This window comes from Pseudomonas sp. S37 (assembly GCF_016658545.1).
Taxonomy (GTDB): domain Bacteria; phylum Pseudomonadota; class Gammaproteobacteria; order Pseudomonadales; family Pseudomonadaceae; genus Aquipseudomonas.
Genome location: NZ_JACVZC010000136.1, coordinates 1 through 15552 on the forward strand (window position 1 = coordinate 1; position 15552 = coordinate 15552).

12 protein-coding genes are annotated in these 15552 nt (G+C 61.9%); 9 read left to right on the forward strand and 3 right to left on the reverse strand.

The window, feature by feature from the left end:
* Nucleotides 1–197: 197 nt before the first annotated feature.
* The 5 genes from IAE39_RS26045 (at nucleotide 198) to IAE39_RS26065 (ending at nucleotide 5972) form a co-directional block, all read left to right on the forward strand.
* Entirely contained in the window at nucleotides 198–2135 is a 1938-nt protein-coding gene (locus IAE39_RS26045) for a flavin monoamine oxidase family protein (protein ID WP_201207369.1), read from the forward strand.
* A 145-nt stretch (nucleotides 2136–2280) separates the two neighbouring features.
* Complete coding sequence (locus IAE39_RS26050; RefSeq protein WP_201207370.1) at nucleotides 2281–3177, forward strand: nitrilase family protein; 897 nt, start codon at nucleotides 2281–2283, stop codon at nucleotides 3175–3177.
* A 10-nt stretch (nucleotides 3178–3187) separates the two neighbouring features.
* On the forward strand, nucleotides 3188–4342 hold the full coding sequence (locus tag IAE39_RS26055) for a hypothetical protein (RefSeq protein WP_201207371.1): 1155 nt from the start codon (nucleotides 3188–3190) through the stop codon (nucleotides 4340–4342).
* Entirely contained in the window at nucleotides 4339–5328 is a 990-nt protein-coding gene (locus IAE39_RS26060) for an asparaginase (RefSeq protein ID WP_201207372.1), read from the forward strand. Before IAE39_RS26055 ends, IAE39_RS26060 begins: the two co-directional genes overlap by 4 nt.
* Before the next feature lie 92 nt (nucleotides 5329–5420).
* A complete protein-coding gene (locus tag IAE39_RS26065) occupies nucleotides 5421–5972 on the forward strand; it encodes a UPF0149 family protein (RefSeq protein WP_201207373.1) in 552 nt (183 codons plus the stop codon).
* Between the two features lie 121 nt (nucleotides 5973–6093).
* Here IAE39_RS26065 and IAE39_RS26070 read toward each other — a convergent pair whose 3' ends face one another.
* From IAE39_RS26070 to IAE39_RS26080, 3 genes are all read right to left on the reverse strand, one after another.
* A complete protein-coding gene (locus tag IAE39_RS26070; RefSeq protein ID WP_201207374.1) occupies nucleotides 6094–8427 on the reverse strand; it encodes a TonB-dependent siderophore receptor in 2334 nt (777 codons plus the stop codon).
* 200 nt (nucleotides 8428–8627) lie between these two features.
* Complete coding sequence (locus IAE39_RS26075; protein ID WP_201207375.1) at nucleotides 8628–9569, reverse strand: FecR domain-containing protein; 942 nt, start codon at nucleotides 9567–9569, stop codon at nucleotides 8628–8630.
* Nucleotides 9566–10072 carry a sigma-70 family RNA polymerase sigma factor gene (locus IAE39_RS26080; RefSeq protein WP_201207376.1) on the reverse strand — a complete coding sequence of 169 codons (507 nt, stop codon included), beginning with the start codon at nucleotides 10070–10072 and terminating at the stop codon, nucleotides 9566–9568. The genes IAE39_RS26075 and IAE39_RS26080 overlap by 4 nt, the downstream gene beginning before the upstream one ends.
* 220 nt (nucleotides 10073–10292) lie before the next feature.
* On the opposite strand from IAE39_RS26080, the gene IAE39_RS26085 reads away from it, so the two are divergent.
* The 4 genes from IAE39_RS26085 to IAE39_RS26100 all read left to right on the forward strand — a co-directional run bounded on the left by IAE39_RS26085 (nucleotide 10293) and on the right by IAE39_RS26100 (nucleotide 15491).
* Entirely contained in the window at nucleotides 10293–10922 is a 630-nt protein-coding gene (locus IAE39_RS26085) for a glutathione S-transferase family protein (protein ID WP_201207377.1), read from the forward strand.
* Between the two features lie 27 nt (nucleotides 10923–10949).
* Nucleotides 10950–12986 carry a pyridoxamine 5'-phosphate oxidase family protein gene (locus IAE39_RS26090; protein ID WP_201207378.1) on the forward strand — a complete coding sequence of 679 codons (2037 nt, stop codon included), beginning with the start codon at nucleotides 10950–10952 and terminating at the stop codon, nucleotides 12984–12986.
* Between the two features lie 155 nt (nucleotides 12987–13141).
* Nucleotides 13142–14038: a LysR family transcriptional regulator gene (locus IAE39_RS26095; RefSeq protein WP_201207379.1), complete on the forward strand. Its 897-nt coding sequence runs from the start codon at nucleotides 13142–13144 to the stop codon at nucleotides 14036–14038.
* Nucleotides 14039–14195: 157 nt separating this feature from the next.
* Nucleotides 14196–15491, forward strand: a complete 1296-nt coding sequence (locus IAE39_RS26100) for an MFS transporter (RefSeq protein WP_201207380.1) — start codon at nucleotides 14196–14198, stop codon at nucleotides 15489–15491.
* Nucleotides 15492–15552 lie beyond the last annotated feature (61 nt).

Sequence of the window (15552 nt, forward strand, 5' to 3'; positions counted from 1 at the left end):
CGAAAACGACCGCATCCTCAACAGCGAGCTGCGTGAGCGCGCGCTGGCGGTCTAGCGTAACGGTCCAACTCCCAGTCAATCAGCAGCCACAGATTCCTCACCAACCTGTGGCTGCTGACGGGTAGTAGTTAACCACCCCTTCATGCTCTTGGTCATTGAGCATCCTCACGTTCTTCACGCTATGGAGAACGTGAGTCATGACTATCGGTTCATCGCACAATCATCCTGCTGATCTGGCCATCAAGCCATCACAGGCCCTGCAGCCTTGGGCCGCGCGTTTCCCTAACCCTCCGGATCTTTGCTTTGACTATCGTCGTCTCATTGAGCAAGAAGGGGGAGTTGCACGTGCGACCCAGACGGATCATCGGATCTGTATCGTTGGAGCAGGGGTTACCGGCTTGGCTGCAGCCCGAGAGTTGTTGCGTTGTGGCTTTACGCACATCACATTGATCGAGCAATCTCGGCGCATAGGTGGGCGCCATCTGACTGTGGTCAACAACGGGGGCAATCATAAGCGGCCTGTGACCCCATTCGAAATGGGGGCCATGCGTATGCCGTTTTTCAACAGGACCGGTGAATCGCCCAAAGATGGTCGATCGCTTATGGCGTATTACGCGAATCTGTTTGAGCTACGGCTGTCCAACTTTCCAAACCCCGGTACGCCTTGGGTAAATGCAACTGGCATCTATCTTCGAGATGGGCAATTGGAAGGTGAAGGCGACCCGACGCTTCTTGTCTGGCGAAACTCGCAAGGAACAACACCACCTCCCACTGCGCTGCTACAGCAAGTCCACGACAAATGGCGTCATTTTGCGCAGCAATTCGCCGAGCAGATCGCGGCGGTTTATGGCACGCAAGATTGGGCGCTCACCTGGCAGGCTATTGTCGAGCGCTATCATCGGTTGTCTTTCAGAGACCTGGTGCGGTTACCTGCGCTGGCGTCGTGGGACCCTGCCAACCCAGGTGATTTTGGCGGCTTGGGCATGAGTAGCGACGAGTCGGCAATCTTCTATGCAATCGGTATCGGTGATGGTAGCTGGGGGGCGTTCTACGATGTCTGCTGCTTGTACCCATTGCGTACAGCCATCTTCGGTTTCAGCAGCCACTTACAGTTGGTACACGGGCGTGTTGATCAGGACGGTATGCCTTACGCTGCGCCGTATCTGGAAGCCCGCGACGTACCCGACAGCAAAGGGTTGATGTTTCAAGGGCCAGCCTATCTTGGACTTGCAGCGTTGGACGAAAGCCTGATGTTTATCAATGCCGGCATGGCCGATACCTCGCTCTATGAACACCTGCGGCATCGAGACGATGGGTTACTGACTGACACTTCCGTTTGTTCTCTGCAAAAGCTGGAAGGTGGTCGTGTACGGGTCGGTTACCGTTGGCACTGCAGTGATCCCACACGGGTCAACATTGATTATCAGGACTTCGACAGTGTGATCTTGACTATCCCCTCCTGGGTGATCGAAACCAATATCCGCCTCGAAGGCTTCAGCCGCCAGATCCTGCCGCAGACGATCATTGATGCCTGGAAACATGCCCATTGGGAGACAAGCTGCAAGGTCTACGCCCCGCTGAAGAAAAGCTTCCTGGACCGCAACTCGTCGATGCCGCAAATCCTGGTCACCGACAGTTTCGTGCACGACGTCTACGCCTACAGGTACAACGACCATTACCCTGATGACTGCATCCTTCTCAGCTACACCTGGGAAGACGATGCAACCAAGCTCGCGGCATTCTCTGATGAAGAACTGGGCGACAAATGTGTGAAGGAACTCGACCGCATTCTGCTGCGTTGCAGCAATGTGGCAGAGCCCATATCGCCCTGTATCGATACTGGCAACATTCGCATACAAAGTTGGATGACAGATCGTAACGCGCTGGGCTGCGCAAAACTGTATCGGGCAGGCACCTACTACGACGCCTTCAGCCTGATGAAGTACAACCGCGATTTCGGTGCTCGTGCAGGCTTGTATCTGGCTGGAGAGTCCTTCTCTGTTGACGCCGGCTGGACAGAGCCGTGTTTGCGGACAGCGCTTGATGCTGTCATCAATATCTGCAGCCATACAGCCGCCACGTTCAATGGGGGCTTCAACCTGGACCATTACCCTCATTACCAAGTTGGGAAATAGCAGCGTACGGGCACTCTGCTGAGATATTTCCTACTTCTACAACTGCCTTGCCCTTCTGCTCCATAGGAACTGCCCGACTGTTAGCGCACAACTGAAGCCCGCTTTACTGACGCCCTTCCACAACAACCATAAAAAGGAAGCCGTCATGTCTGAACATTGCATACCCGTCAGCCCCGTACGCATCGCCGTCATCCAGTGCGACCCTCAAGTAGGGCTTGAGCACTGCGACGGTAACCTGAGCAGAGGCCTGGCATTGGCCGAGCGGGCCGCGCGTGAAGGCGCCAACTTGATTGTGCTGCCCGAACTGGCCAACACCGGCTACACCTTCCAATCCCGCGCCGAGGCCTATGCCCATGCCGAAACGCTGGAGGAAGGGCGGAGCCTGCAAGCCTGGGCGGACTTCGCCGTGGAGCACCAGGTTTACCTGGCTGCGGGTTTCGCTGAACGCGAAGGGTTGAAGCTTTTCGACAGTGCCGTGTTGTTCGGCCCCCAAGGCCTGCTTGGGCACTATCGCAAGGCACACCTGTGGAATCAGGAAAAGCTCTGGTTCACGCCTGGCAACCTGGGTTTCCCGGTATTCGAGACGCCGATTGGCCGCATCGGCTTGCTGATCTGCTGGGATATCTGGTTCCCGGAGGTGCCTCGGTTGATGGCAGCACAAGGCGCCGACATCATCTGCAGCCTGAACAACTGGGTATGGACACCACCACCGCTGTTCGATACAGCGGGGCGCTGCATGGCTTCCTACCTGACCATGACGGCTGCACATGTAAACAATGTGTATATCGCTGCCGCCAACCGTATCGGCGAGGAGAGGGGCGGGCGCTTCCTGGGCTGCTCACTGATTGCCGGGACCAATGGCTGGCCAATCGGTGAGGTGGCAAGCGCCGAGGAGGAGAGCATTGTGTATGCCGATGTCGACCTCAGTCATGCACGATCGGCGCCGATCTGGAACAGCCTCAATGACCTGCCGCGAGATCGGCGTACCGACCTCTACGACGCAACCCTTGGCTATCGCCTGCATACCCCGATGCCGCGCTGAGGAGTTGCCAATGAGCACATTGTACTTTCCGAACCGACAACGTTTGCCGCTGTTGATCTTTGCCTGCCTGCTGATACTGCTGGTTGCCAGCCTCGCACACGCCCACTGGCCGGATTACGCGCAACTGGCCGCGACCCTCGATCAGCCGCTGAGCCGTTTGCGCTGGATAATCGGTGATATCAGCGAAGTGGCGTTCTACAAGCATGAATTGCCTGCTCTGGGATTGCTGCTTGGAGCCTGCATAGGGCATTGGGCCCATATGCGTGGCTACCGTTGGCAGGGTTTCGCCATCTGCTATGGCAGCGGCTTGTGGCCATGGGTGTTTGCCAGTTCGCTGTTGGGCCTGCTACTCAGCCACGCGTTATGGGGCTGGACTCTGGCCAGTGGCAGTTGGCAACCGACCTTTGTCGCGTTCGTGTCGTTGCCGGCTGCGACGGTGCTGTTGTTTGGCGCGGGCTGGCGGGTGGCGATAACCGGCGCGCTGCTGGGGGCACTGCTGGTTACCCCTGCCAGCCTGCTGTTGGTCAATTACCTGTGCTACCCGCTGCAACTGCCGGTGGTGGTCGGCAATGTCGGTGGCATGGCGCTGGCGAGCCTGGTTGCGTTCATGTTGTGCAGGCGCTTTCCTTCCTGGGTCAGGCCCTGCCATCAACCCATTGCCGCTGAGCCCGTTGCGCAGCAGTCCGATTATGGCGTGATCTGGACCTTGCGCCGAGTACTGGCAGACTTCAGCGAGGCGCCATTTTTAGGCAATGAACTGGCCAGCCTTGGGCTACTGCTGGGCGCGTGCCTGGCCTACATGCTGGCCCCCGCTGCACCGGCGTATGGCTCCTTGTTACTGATACCGATGATAACCGGCCAGGCGTTGGCGTCATTGGTCGGCGTGGTGTTCTGGCGGCGTCAGTGGCAAATACGTGGGTGGTACCCCACGTACATTCCGATCGTCTCGATCGTTCCGGCCGCAGTGCTGACGCATGGCGGTAGTTGGCAAGTGATCGTGGCCAGTGCAGTGCTTGGGGCGTTGATGGCACCGCCGTTGGCCGTGGCCATCACCCAGCGCTTACCGTCCTATATGCATGGCTATATTGGCAATGTGATGTCGATGGCCATCAGTACCCTGGTCATTGTGCCATTAGTAGGTGTGCTTGCTGGAGGTGGTATATGAAGGGACAAACGAACCTGCCCAGGCTGGCCATTGCCAGCCTGGGGGGAACGGTGAGCATGGAAGTGAGTGATGGCGGATCGGGTGTAAAGCCGAAGCTTGGCTGCGAGGAACAACTGGCCAAAGTGCCGCTGTTACGCGAGATGGCACACCTTGAAGTTGCCACGTTGGGGCTGCTGCCCAGCGCCTCGCTGGGTTTTGCGGCGCTGCTCGATGTGCTGGCGTGGGCGCAGCGTGAGGTGGAGCGCGGAGCGCAGGCGGTCATATTGACCCAAGGTACCGACAGCCTTGAGGAAACGGCATGTTTTCTCGATCTGCTCTGGCCCGTCGAGGCACCGTTGATAATGACCGGTGCCATGCGCGCGGCCAGCCAGCCGGGCAACGATGGCCCGGCCAACCTGCTGGCGGCGGTCCATGTCGCCTTGGCTCAAGGCAGCCGCGGGCGTGGTGTGCTGGTGGTCATGAATGACCAGATTCACTGTGCCGCCAAGGTACGCAAAACGGCCAGTCTGGCCCTGGCCGCATTCGAGTCGCCCGGAAGTGGCCCGGTGGGTGAGGTCGTGGAGGGCGTTGCGGTATACCGACAACCACCTGATCGACGGCAAGTGCTCCCGCCTCCGCATCGCACCGACCACCGCGTTGCGCTGCTGGAGGCCTGCCTGGACGCCGATACTGGCTTGTTGCAGGCTGTTGCCTCGCTAGGTTACGAGGGGCTGGTCATTGCCGGTTTTGGCGCGGGGCATGTCTCCAGTTGCTGGGCCGAAGAGATGGATGCGCTCGTACCGGCCATGCCAGTGATCGTCGCCACCCGCACCGGCAGTGGTCCCACAGCCTTGGCATCCTACGGTTTTGCCGGTGGCGAGATCGACCTGCAGCGCAGGGGCGTACACATGGCTGGGCAATTGTGCCCACGCAAGTGCCGCATCCTGTTGTGGCTGATGATCGGCGCTGGCAAGCAGCATCAGTTGCATAGCTGGTTGCCACGTTGAGCAATCTGCCCGCGTTGCGCCTGGCGCGGGCAGCCCTTGGGCCACTACTGTGCTAGGGTGCACACACTTTTGCCTCCCAGGATCGCCACCCCATGCTCCCCGCTCTCAGCGAAAAAGAACTCGATCGCCTCGAAGACCTGCTGATCACCTACGGCAATGATTACTCGGTGCTCAACCTGGCCGAGCTCAACGGCTTTTTCACTGCACTGGCCACCTCGCCATCCACTGTCACCCCGGAACACTGGTTACCCGCAGTGGCGGGCGGCAAGGTGCCGAAGTTCAAGAAGCCCGCGCATGAAGAGGCCTATGTGGCGCTGATGCTGCGCTATGCCAGCCAAGTGAAAGAGGCCTTGGACGACAACGTTGACCAGTTCGAGCCGCTGTTCGAGGAAAGCGAAGGCGAGCAGGGCACCGTGATCGTCATGGAAGAGTGGTGCTTCGGCTACATGCGCGGTACTCAGATTGCCGCTTGGAGCGAGTTGCCAGCAGAGCAGGACCAACTGCTCAAGGCCATTTCGCTGCACGGGCTGGAAGATAACTTCGAGCTACTGGACCAGATGAGTGAAGAGGATATCCAGGCCTGCGTGCCACAGGTGATCGAGGCTGCGCGTGGGTTGTTCCGGTATTTCAAGAAACTGCACTGATCAAGGATTTGCATGAGGCTGGTGGCCTCTTCGCAGGCCAGCCCGCTCCCACAGGTACGACGCAACCCTTGTAGGAGCGGGCTTGCCCGCGAAGAGGCCCGCAGCCGCATGCAGAACCCGCTCAGAATCCCAAGCTGACCGTCGCCACCAGCGATGCCGGTTCCCCCGCATAATTCCCCGCACTGGAAATGGTCTCGATGTAGTCCTTGTCCAGCACATTACGCGCGTTCAGCGACACCCGCAGGTGTTCATCAAAGTCATTGAACACGCTCAAGTCCAGCCGCCCGTAACCACTGGCGCTGTAGCTGTTGGCCAGATCGCCGTAGCGCTTGCCGGCGAAGAACACGCCGGCACCAAAGCCAAGCCCCTGCAGCGGGCCATCCTGCAGCTGGTACGTCGACCATAGCGAACCACTGAGCACCGGCACCCCCTCCAGCCGGTTGCCTTCCTCATACCGCGTGTCCTCGACCAGCTTGGCATCCAGCACGGCGATATTGCCGATCACGTTCCAGCCGTCACGAATCTCGCCGCTGACATCCAGCTCGACCCCGCGCACCCGCTGCTCACCGGTCTGGATCGAATAGCTGCTGTCCACGGGGTCGTTGGCCGCCAGGTGCTTGCGGCGGATCTCGAACGCCGCCAGCGTCGCCGACAGGCGCTCGGGGATGATGTCGTACTTGGCCCCGATTTCGTATTGCACACCGGTCTCCGGGTCGAGCACGCTGCGGTCGCGGGTCAGGCGGTTCTGCGGGGCGAACGAGGTGCTGTAGCTGAGGTACAACGCCAGACGCTCGGTGGGTTGATAGACCAGCCCGGCACGCGGGGAGGTATCGGAGGGCTCGATGTCGATATCGCTGTAATCGCCGGTCGCCGTGTAATTGCGGTTGCGCTGTTTGACCTGGTCATGGCGCACACCCAGCAGCAGTTTCCAGCGCTCGCGGAGGTCAATCTGGTCTTGCAGGTAGACCCCGTAGCTCTCCTGATCGAAGCGCGAGTCTTCGCCAAAGCGGAACGGCCCAGGCTGTGCGCCGTGTACCGGGTTCCAGATGTTCAGCGGCGCGACATCGGCGCGCAGCATGGTCACGCTGCGCCTGCCCGTCACCGATTCCACGCCTGCCAGAAGCTGGTGCGAAAGGCCTGCGGTGGTGAAGCGCGCAACGGCTTCGAACTGGGCACTGAGTGAGCGCTGGGTTTCGTCGAAATCGGTGGCACGGCGGGTCAGGGTGAAACCGTCCTTTTCCAGCGTGCGCTGGGAGATGTTGAGCATGGTCTTGTCCGACTGGTCCCAGCGGGTGACCTGACGCAGGGTCAGCCAATCGTTCAGGTCGTGCTCCAGCTTGAGCCACGCCGCAGTCTTGTCGCTGTCACTGTGTGACCAGGGTTCTTCGAGAAACACCTTGTGCCGCGAGTCCACGCGATTGCCGATCACCTGCAGGCCACGGTCGTACTGAGCATCGGTCTCAGTGTATTCCAGGCCCATATCGATACGGGTGTACTCGTCCAGGCTCCATGACAGGGTCGGGGCAAAATGCCGACGGTGGCTGTCGCGGTGCAGGTCACGAAAGCTGCCTTCGGTCTGGTAGGCCATGGCCAGGCTCCCGGCCAGGCCGCGTTCGACCGACAGCGGGCCGCTGACCCAGGCTTGGCCGCGCTGGTAATCGTACGACCCGGCCTGCAGCTTGACCTGGGCTTCCGGCACCAGCGTCGGCTTGCGCGTGACCACGTTGATCAGCCCGCCCGGGTTGCCACGGCCATACAGCACCGAGGCCGGGCCCTTGAGCACTTCGATGCGCTCCACGCCGGCCAGGTCGGTGAGGATTTCCGGGCGCACGGTCAGCGAGTTGGTCAGCACGCCGTCGATGGCATAGGTGGTGCCCTGGAAGCCGCGCACGATAAAGCTCTCCACACTGCCGCCATGGGTGTTGCCGCGCTGGATGCTGCTGACGTTGCTCAGGGCGTCGGCCATGCTGTTGGCCTGCTGGTCTTCGAGAACCTGGCGCGGCACCACCTGGATCGATTGCGGGATGTCGCGCAGAGCTGCGTCGGTCTTGGTGCCGACACTGCTGCGTGAAGCCTTGTAGCCTTGAAGCGGGCCGATGGCCGACTGCCGCAGGTCGTGCAGGCCGTTGACGTTGGTCGAGTCCAGCTGCAGGGCAGAGGAGGTGGGCTTGGCCCGCAGGGTGTAAGTGTTGCCGCTTTGCGGCACGGCTTCGAGGTGGGTGCCGCGCAGCAACTGATCGAAACCTTGGGCAGTGCCGACGTCACCTTGCAGGCCGGGGCTTTGCAGGTCGCCGAGCAGGGTCGGGTCCAGCGGCAAGGTTATGCCAGCCTGGGCGGCGAACTCGGCCAGGGCCTGGCCAAGCGGGCCGGCGGGGACGGCGTAATGGCGATCGTCCTCGGCCCAGGCGAGGGGCGAGGCAATGAAGCTGGCGAGCAAGGTGAGGCGCAGATGCATGGGGCTTCCTGATGGGCTGAAGGTGTGGTTTTCAGGAAGAGGACACCTGAGGCTGATAAAACACGACAGGGTCATTTTGTGGTTCGGGGTCGCTGGCCTCTTCGCGGGTAAACCCGCTCCCACAGGGGATTACACAGGACGCGAACCTGAGGTAATCCTGTGGGAGCGGGCATGCCCGCGAAGAGGCCTCAGGCAGCACCTCACGCCCCAGCCGGTACCACGGTCACCCAATACCGCGACAGATAATTCACCCGCAACGGAAAGGCCATTGCCAGCGCCCGCAGCGCTGCGTCACTGTCCGCCAGCTGGTACACCCCGGAAATCTCCAATTGGGCCACCTCCGGCGCACAGCGCACCCAGCCATGCCGGTAGCGACCCAGCTCTGCCAGAAAGTCCACCAACGGCATACGCTCGACCCGCAGCATGCCTTCCACCCAGTCCAGCTTCGCCGGCGCATTGTTGAGGCGCGTCACCCGGGTAGCGCTGACCAGCGCCTGTTCTCCCGCCTCGATGCGCAGGGTGGCGCCTGCCCTTGGTGTTGCCGCCACCGTGCCTTCCAGTACCTTCAATTCGTCGTGTTGCTCGTACTGACGCACAGCAAAGCGCGTCCCCAGCGGTTGGAACATGCCCCATGCCGAGTGCACCAGCATGGGCCGCGGGTCCTTGCCGGTGCTGACATACAGCTCGCCTCGGCGTAGTACCAGCAGGCGTTCGCCAGCGCTGTAGCGAATGTCCACGGCAGTGTCGGTGTTCAAATGCAGCTCAGTGCCGTCGTCGAGCGTAAGCCGGCGTTGTTCGCCCACGGCGGTACGGGCATCGGCCAGCAATGTGTCCACCGTCCCTGTGCGTGACAGCGCCACCCCCAGCGAGCCCAGTACCACCAGTGATGTCAGCGCCTTCACTGCTGCACGCCGGCCCAATGCCGCAGGCCGCTGCAACGTCGCACGGGCGACATCGGGCGGGATCGATTGCACCTGGGCACTGAAGCGGGTCGCCAGCTGCCAGGCCCGCTCGTGTTCGCTATCGGCTGCCCGCCATGCGGCACAGGCCTGCCGTTCGTCTTCACTGGCCCCACCTTGCAGGCACAGGAACCAGCGCGCGGCCTGCTGGGCAACGGGGCGTGATACTGCGTGCGAGGTCATGCCCAACCCTCCGAGCCCAGCACGATGCATTCCTCGAATGCACGCACCAGCCAACGCTGCACCGAGCGCACGCTCACGCCCATTTCCTCGGCGATCTGTTCCTGGCTGAAGCCTTCCACCTGCGCCATGAGGAACGCACGCCGTGCCTTGCCCGGCAAGCGTGCCAGTACCCGGTCCACGGCGTGCAGCGCTTCCAGCAATGCCGCCTGATACTCGGCGCTTGGGGCCTGCTCTTCAGGCAGGTTCGCCAGTGCTTCCAGGTAGGCCTGTTCCAGTGAGCGACGGCGATAGAGGTTGAGCAGCAGGCGCCGGGCGATGGTGGCCAGGTACGCGCGTGGTTCGCGCAACTCGGCAGGTGGTGCATGGGTAAGCAGTTTGACGAAGGTGTCCTGGCTGAGATCCGCCGCATCGCAGCGGTCGTTGACCCGGCGGTATAGCCAGCCCTGCAGCCACGTGTGATGGCTGCGGTAGAGCTGCTGGAGGGGGGCACGGTCCGGGAGCATGAGCGGGCAGAGGTTCGTTATTGAGAATTACTTGCATTTTATGCAGATTGGCGTTTCAGCGGCAATTACTGTTTCTGCTACTCCTCGCACCCACATTGGACTTGTGATTATTGCTCCAGGCGAAATTATGGTTTCCCCACCGCACGGATTCTGCTGCCCGCCGATCCAGTGCAGCATGTGTTCCATCAGCCCACTCCGGTGCTGACCAGGAGCCAAGCCCATGTCGACCCCGATCAAACTCTACAACTTCCCCAAGTCCGGCCACGCCCACCGCATCGAACTGATGCTGTCGCTGCTGAAACTGCCCACCGAACTGGTGTTTGTCGACCTGGCCAAAGGTGCGCACAAGCAGCCGGAGTTCCTCGCCCTCAACCCGTTCGGCCAGGTGCCGGTCATTGATGACAACGGCACGGTGATCGCCGATTCCAATGCAATTCTCGTCTACCTGGCAAAAAAGTACGACAACGGCACCTGGCTGCCTGAAGAGCCTGCCGCTGCGGCCCGCGTACAACGCTGGCTTTCCGTTGCGGCCGGCCCGCTGGCCTTTGGCCCCGCTGCCGCCCGCCTGGTCACGGTTTTCGGCGCTTCCTTCAACACCGACGAGGTGATCGGCCGCGCCCACACCCTGCTCAAGGTGATCGATGCCGAGCTGGCCAGGTCACCCTTCCTGGCGGGCGACACCCCCACCATCGCCGACATCGCCAATTACTCGTACATCGCCCACGCGCCAGAAGGCAACGTGTCGCTGGAACCCTACGCCAACGTGCGCAGCTGGCTGGCGCGAATCGAGGCACTGCCGGGCTTCGTCGCCATGCCACGCACCGTGATCGGGCTGCAGACCAGCGCCTGATCCCCCGCTACCGCGAGGAACGCCACCATGCAACAGTCCCCGGACCATCGCCCCTCGCCCTGGCATGCGGGCGAGAAAACCTTGCAGGAAAAGGCCGGTGTAGCAGAGCGCATGGAGGCGTTCGGGCAGAAGGTCATTCGTGACCATATGCCCGACCAGCACCGTATTTTTTATCACCAGTTGCCATTCATGGTGGCCGCCAGCATAGACAGCCAAGGCCGACCTTGGGCGACGTTGCTGGAAGGGCCGGAGGGGTTTGTGAGCTCGCCGGACCCTCGGCAACTGATGATCGACACCACGCTGGCTGCGGACGACCCCGCCACCCCGGGGCTGGCCGCCGGGCAGGCGGTCGGCCTGCTGGGCATCGAGCTGCACACTCGACGGCGCAACCGTATCAACGGGCAGATCCAGCACACTGCACTAGGCCAGTTGCAGGTAACCGTGGAGCAATCGTTCGGCAACTGCCCGCAATACATTCAGCTGCGTGACTACACCCGCGTCGCTGAGCCCAGCCAGGGACGTGTCGATGCAACCACACTCGATGCCATGGCCATCAGCATGATCGAGGCCGCCGATACCTTCTTCGTCGCCAGCTATGTCGAACATGGCAACGGTCAGCGCTCGGTTGACGTTTCCCACCGAGGCGGGCGGCCCGGGTTCGTCAAGGTCGAAGGCAATCGGCTGACCATTCCGGACTATGCAGGCAACCTGCACTTCAACACCCTGGGCAACCTGTTGGTCAACCCGCAGGCAGGCTTGCTGTTCATCGACTTCAGCACCGGTAATGTGCTGCAACTTTACGGGCGTGCCGAGGTGCTGCTGGACAGCCCGGCCATTCAGGCGTTCGAAGGGGCTGAACGGCTGTGGACCCTGCAGGTTGAGCAGGTGGTGTGGCGCCCGGCTGCGGTGTCCCTGCGCTGGGCCTTCAAGGAATACGCGCCGACCAGCCTGCTGACCGGAACCTGGGCCGAGGCCGAGGCGCGCTTGCAGCAGCGCCAGCAACAGCGTCAATGGCAGGCTTGGCGTGTGCTGCGGGTGGAGCAGGAAAGCCGTGATATCCGCTCGTTCTATCTCGAACCACCAGCAGGTAGCCGCGTGGCCTTTGCGCCTGGCCAGCACCTTCCCGTGCAGGTGCTGCGTGATGGCGAGGCAGCGCAGATCCGCACCTACAGCCTGTCCAGTGCACCCGCCGATGGCTACCTGCGCATCAGCGTCAAAGCGCAGGGGCCGGCTTCGCGGTATCTGCATGAGCGTGTTGTGGCCGGAGATGTGTTGAATGTACGGCCACCCATGGGCAGCTTCACGCTTGATCGGCAAAGCACGCGGCCGCTGGTGTTGATCGGCGCAGGTGTTGGTATTACGCCGCTGTTGGCCATGCTGCGTGAGCAGGTGAGCACGGGGCCTGCGCGACGCATTCATCTGTTTCATGGCGCGCGCAGCCTGGCCGACCTGCCGTTCCGTCATGAACTGGACAGCTTGCAGCAACAGGCCGCTGGCATGCTGCGCGTGCATCGTGCTCTTAGCCAGCCGGAGCGCCATGCGCTGGCTGGGCAAGACTATGAGTTTGCTGGCCGGCTGGGCATCGAACAGGTCAAGGCAACGCTGGCGCTGGACGACTACGATTTCTACCTGTGCGGGCCGGGTAGCTTTACCCAGGAACTGTACGAAGGGCTGCGCGCGGTGCATGTGCCGGATGCGCGCATCCATGCTGAAGCCTTTGGCCCGTCGACGCTGCGGCGCCACACCGACGATGACCGGCCCACACTGCAACAGCCACCGGCTGCCAGCGAGCCTGTGCCGGTGTATTTTTCGGCTTCGGCCAAGGAGGCGCGCTGGGCACCCGGCAGCGGTACGCTGCTGGAGCTGGCCGAGGCGCGTGGGCTGGCGCCGGAGTTCAGTTGCCGGGGCGGTTCGTGTGGTACCTGCAAGACCCGGCTGGTGAGCGGCCAGGTGCATTACCCCAATCCACCGGCTGAGATGCCGGAGGCGGGTTCAGTGCTGATCTGTTGCGCGGTGCCAGCGAAGGTGGAAGAGGGAGGGCAGGTGTTGGTGCTGGATGCCTGAGTTGCCTGTGCTGGCCTCTTCGCGGGTGAACCCGCTCCTACAATTGATCACCTCTGAATGTAGGAGCGGGTTTACCCGCGAATAGGCCGGTACAGGCGACACCAAATGCCCAGATCAAAGATAATCCCGGTACCTCATAGCCCCCAGGAGCCCGCATGGACCAGATCCACCTGATGAAGGTGTTCGTCGCCGTCGGCGAACTGGAAAGCTTCGCCGCGGCGTCGCGCCGTCTGGACATCTCCCCGGCCGCCGTCACCCGCGCCGTCAGCGCCCTGGAAGACCAGCTCGGGGTCAAGCTGCTGCTGCGCACCACCCGCAGCGTGCGCCTGACCGAGGCAGGTGGCCGCTACCTGGAAGACACCCGGCATATCCTCGCCAGTATTCACGAAGCCAACGAAGCCGCCGCCGGTATCAACGCCACCCCCAAGGGCGAGCTGGCGGTGACCGCGCCGATCCTGTTCGGCAAGAAGTTCGTCATGCCGTGCATCGTCCGCTACCTGCAGCAGTACCCGGAAGTCGATGTCTCTGCTTATTTTCTCGACCGCGTGGTGAACATGGTCGAGGAGGGCATGGATGTCGCTGTGCGTATCGGCCCGTTGCCCGATTCCGGGTTGAAAGCGCTGCGCGTGGGCAGGGTGCGGCGCATGCTGTGTGCCTCGCCCGAGTACCTGGCGCGCCATGGCGTGCCCAGGCACCCGTCGGACCTGGCCGACCACGCCGTGATCGGTACTACCAACCTTTCACCGCGTGCCGGCTGGCGCTTCGGGGTGACCGATGAGCCAACCCTGGTGCGCATGAAACCGCGGCTGACGGTAACCAGCAACGATGGCGCAATCGCTGCCGCTAGCGGCGGGCTGGGGATTGCTCGTTTGTTGTCTTACCAGGTGGCAGAAGAGCTGGCCAGCGGGCAGTTGCAGGTGATTCTGGCCGAGTACGAAGAGGCGCCTTGGCCGATTCATGTGATGCACCGCGAGAGCAAGTACGGTTCAGCCAAGGTCAGGGCGTTCATCGACATGCTGGCGCAGGCACTTCGCGCCCAGCAGCTGGATTGAGGTCGTACAACAAGGGCAAAAACATCCTGAAATAATAAGTGTTGTACGACGACCTATGACGTGGCACTCTTTCGTCTGAAATATTTTGTCGCAAATAGCCCCTGCCGGCCTTTGCGCCAATCACCCGCATCTCTAAAAACAAAAAATCAGGTGAACCATGAAGATGAAAGGCATCCGTTGGTGGATGGTCAGCCTTGTCACGGCTGGGCTCGTCGTCAACTACCTCGCCCGCAACACCCTCTCGGTGGCTGCCCCCACCCTGATGACCGACCTTTCCATCAGTACCGAGCAATACGCCAAGATCGTCGCTGCCTGGCAGATCTGTTACGCCCTCATGCAGCCGGTTGCCGGCTGGTTCATCGACTTCATCGGCACCAAGCTGGGCTTTGCCGTATTCGCCATGGCCTGGTCACTGGCCTGTGCCGGCGCGGCCCTGGCCAGCGGCTGGCAGAGCATGGCGTTCATGCGTGGGCTGCTGGGCATGACCGAGGCCGCCGGCCTGCCGGCCGGGGTCAAGGCCACCACCGAGTGGTTCCCGGCCAAGGAGCGTTCGGTGGCGATCGGCTGGTTCAACATCGGCTCGTCGCTTGGCGCCTTGCTGGCGCCGCCGCTGGTGGTATGGGCGATTCTGCACAGTGGCTGGCAGCTGGCGTTCGTGATCGTTGGCGTTTCCGGCATCGTCTGGACCCTGCTGTGGATGCTGCTGTACAAACACCCTCGCGACCAGAAGCGCCTTAGCGATGAAGAGCGCGACTACATCCTCGCCGGGCAGGAAGCGCACTTCAAACAGGAGGCCCGCGAGAAGGGCGCGTGGAAACGCATTTTCAAAACCCGCAACTTCTACGCCATTGCTTCGGCGCGGATCCTCTCCGAGCCGGCCTGGCAAACCTTCAATGCCTGGATCCCGCTGTACCTGATGACCGAGCGGCACATGAACATCAAGGAAGTGGCGATGTTCGCCTGGTTGCCGTTCCTGGCGGCCGACATTGGCTGTGTGTTGGGCGGCTATCTCAGCCCGCTGTTCCACCGCTACTTCAAGGTGTCGCTGTTCACTTCACGCAAGATGGTGCTGGTATTCGGTGCCAGTTGCATGATCGGCCCGGCCTGCATCGGCTTGGTGGAAAGCCCGTACACGGCGATTTTGCTGCTGTGCATTGGCGGCTTTGCCCACCAGACGCTGTCGGGGGCGCTGTACTCGATTACCTCGGACTCGTTCAGCAAGGACCAGGTGGCGACGGCGACCGGTATGGGTGGCATGTGCGGCTACCTGGGCGCGGCGGCGTTTACCCTGGTGTTCGGGGTGCTGGTGACGCAGATTGGCTATAGCCCGCTGTTTGTGGTGCTGGCGGCGTTCGATATCGTCGCGGCGGTGTTGGTGTGGAAGGTAGCGCGTGAGGTGCGCGGGGATGTTGCTGATAAGCCGATGGTGGGGGCTGGCGAGGCATTGGCATAAGGGTTGAGAATTTGGGGCCGCTTTGCGGCCCATCGCGACACAAGGCCGCTCCTACAGGGGA

Coding starts and splice junctions, on each gene's coding strand:
- IAE39_RS26045 (WP_201207369.1), top strand. CDS start 198: ATGACTATCGGTTCATCGCACAATCATCCTGCTGATCTGGCCATCAAG.
- IAE39_RS26050 (WP_201207370.1), top strand. CDS start 2,281: ATGTCTGAACATTGCATACCCGTCAGCCCCGTACGCATCGCCGTCATC.
- IAE39_RS26055 (WP_201207371.1), top strand. CDS start 3,188: ATGAGCACATTGTACTTTCCGAACCGACAACGTTTGCCGCTGTTGATC.
- IAE39_RS26060 (WP_201207372.1), top strand. CDS start 4,339: ATGAAGGGACAAACGAACCTGCCCAGGCTGGCCATTGCCAGCCTGGGG.
- IAE39_RS26065 (WP_201207373.1), top strand. CDS start 5,421: ATGCTCCCCGCTCTCAGCGAAAAAGAACTCGATCGCCTCGAAGACCTG.
- IAE39_RS26070 (WP_201207374.1), bottom strand. CDS start 8,427: ATGCATCTGCGCCTCACCTTGCTCGCCAGCTTCATTGCCTCGCCCCTC.
- IAE39_RS26075 (WP_201207375.1), bottom strand. CDS start 9,569: ATGACCTCGCACGCAGTATCACGCCCCGTTGCCCAGCAGGCCGCGCGC.
- IAE39_RS26080 (WP_201207376.1), bottom strand. CDS start 10,072: ATGCTCCCGGACCGTGCCCCCCTCCAGCAGCTCTACCGCAGCCATCAC.
- IAE39_RS26085 (WP_201207377.1), top strand. CDS start 10,293: ATGTCGACCCCGATCAAACTCTACAACTTCCCCAAGTCCGGCCACGCC.
- IAE39_RS26090 (WP_201207378.1), top strand. CDS start 10,950: ATGCAACAGTCCCCGGACCATCGCCCCTCGCCCTGGCATGCGGGCGAG.
- IAE39_RS26095 (WP_201207379.1), top strand. CDS start 13,142: ATGGACCAGATCCACCTGATGAAGGTGTTCGTCGCCGTCGGCGAACTG.
- IAE39_RS26100 (WP_201207380.1), top strand. CDS start 14,196: ATGAAGATGAAAGGCATCCGTTGGTGGATGGTCAGCCTTGTCACGGCT.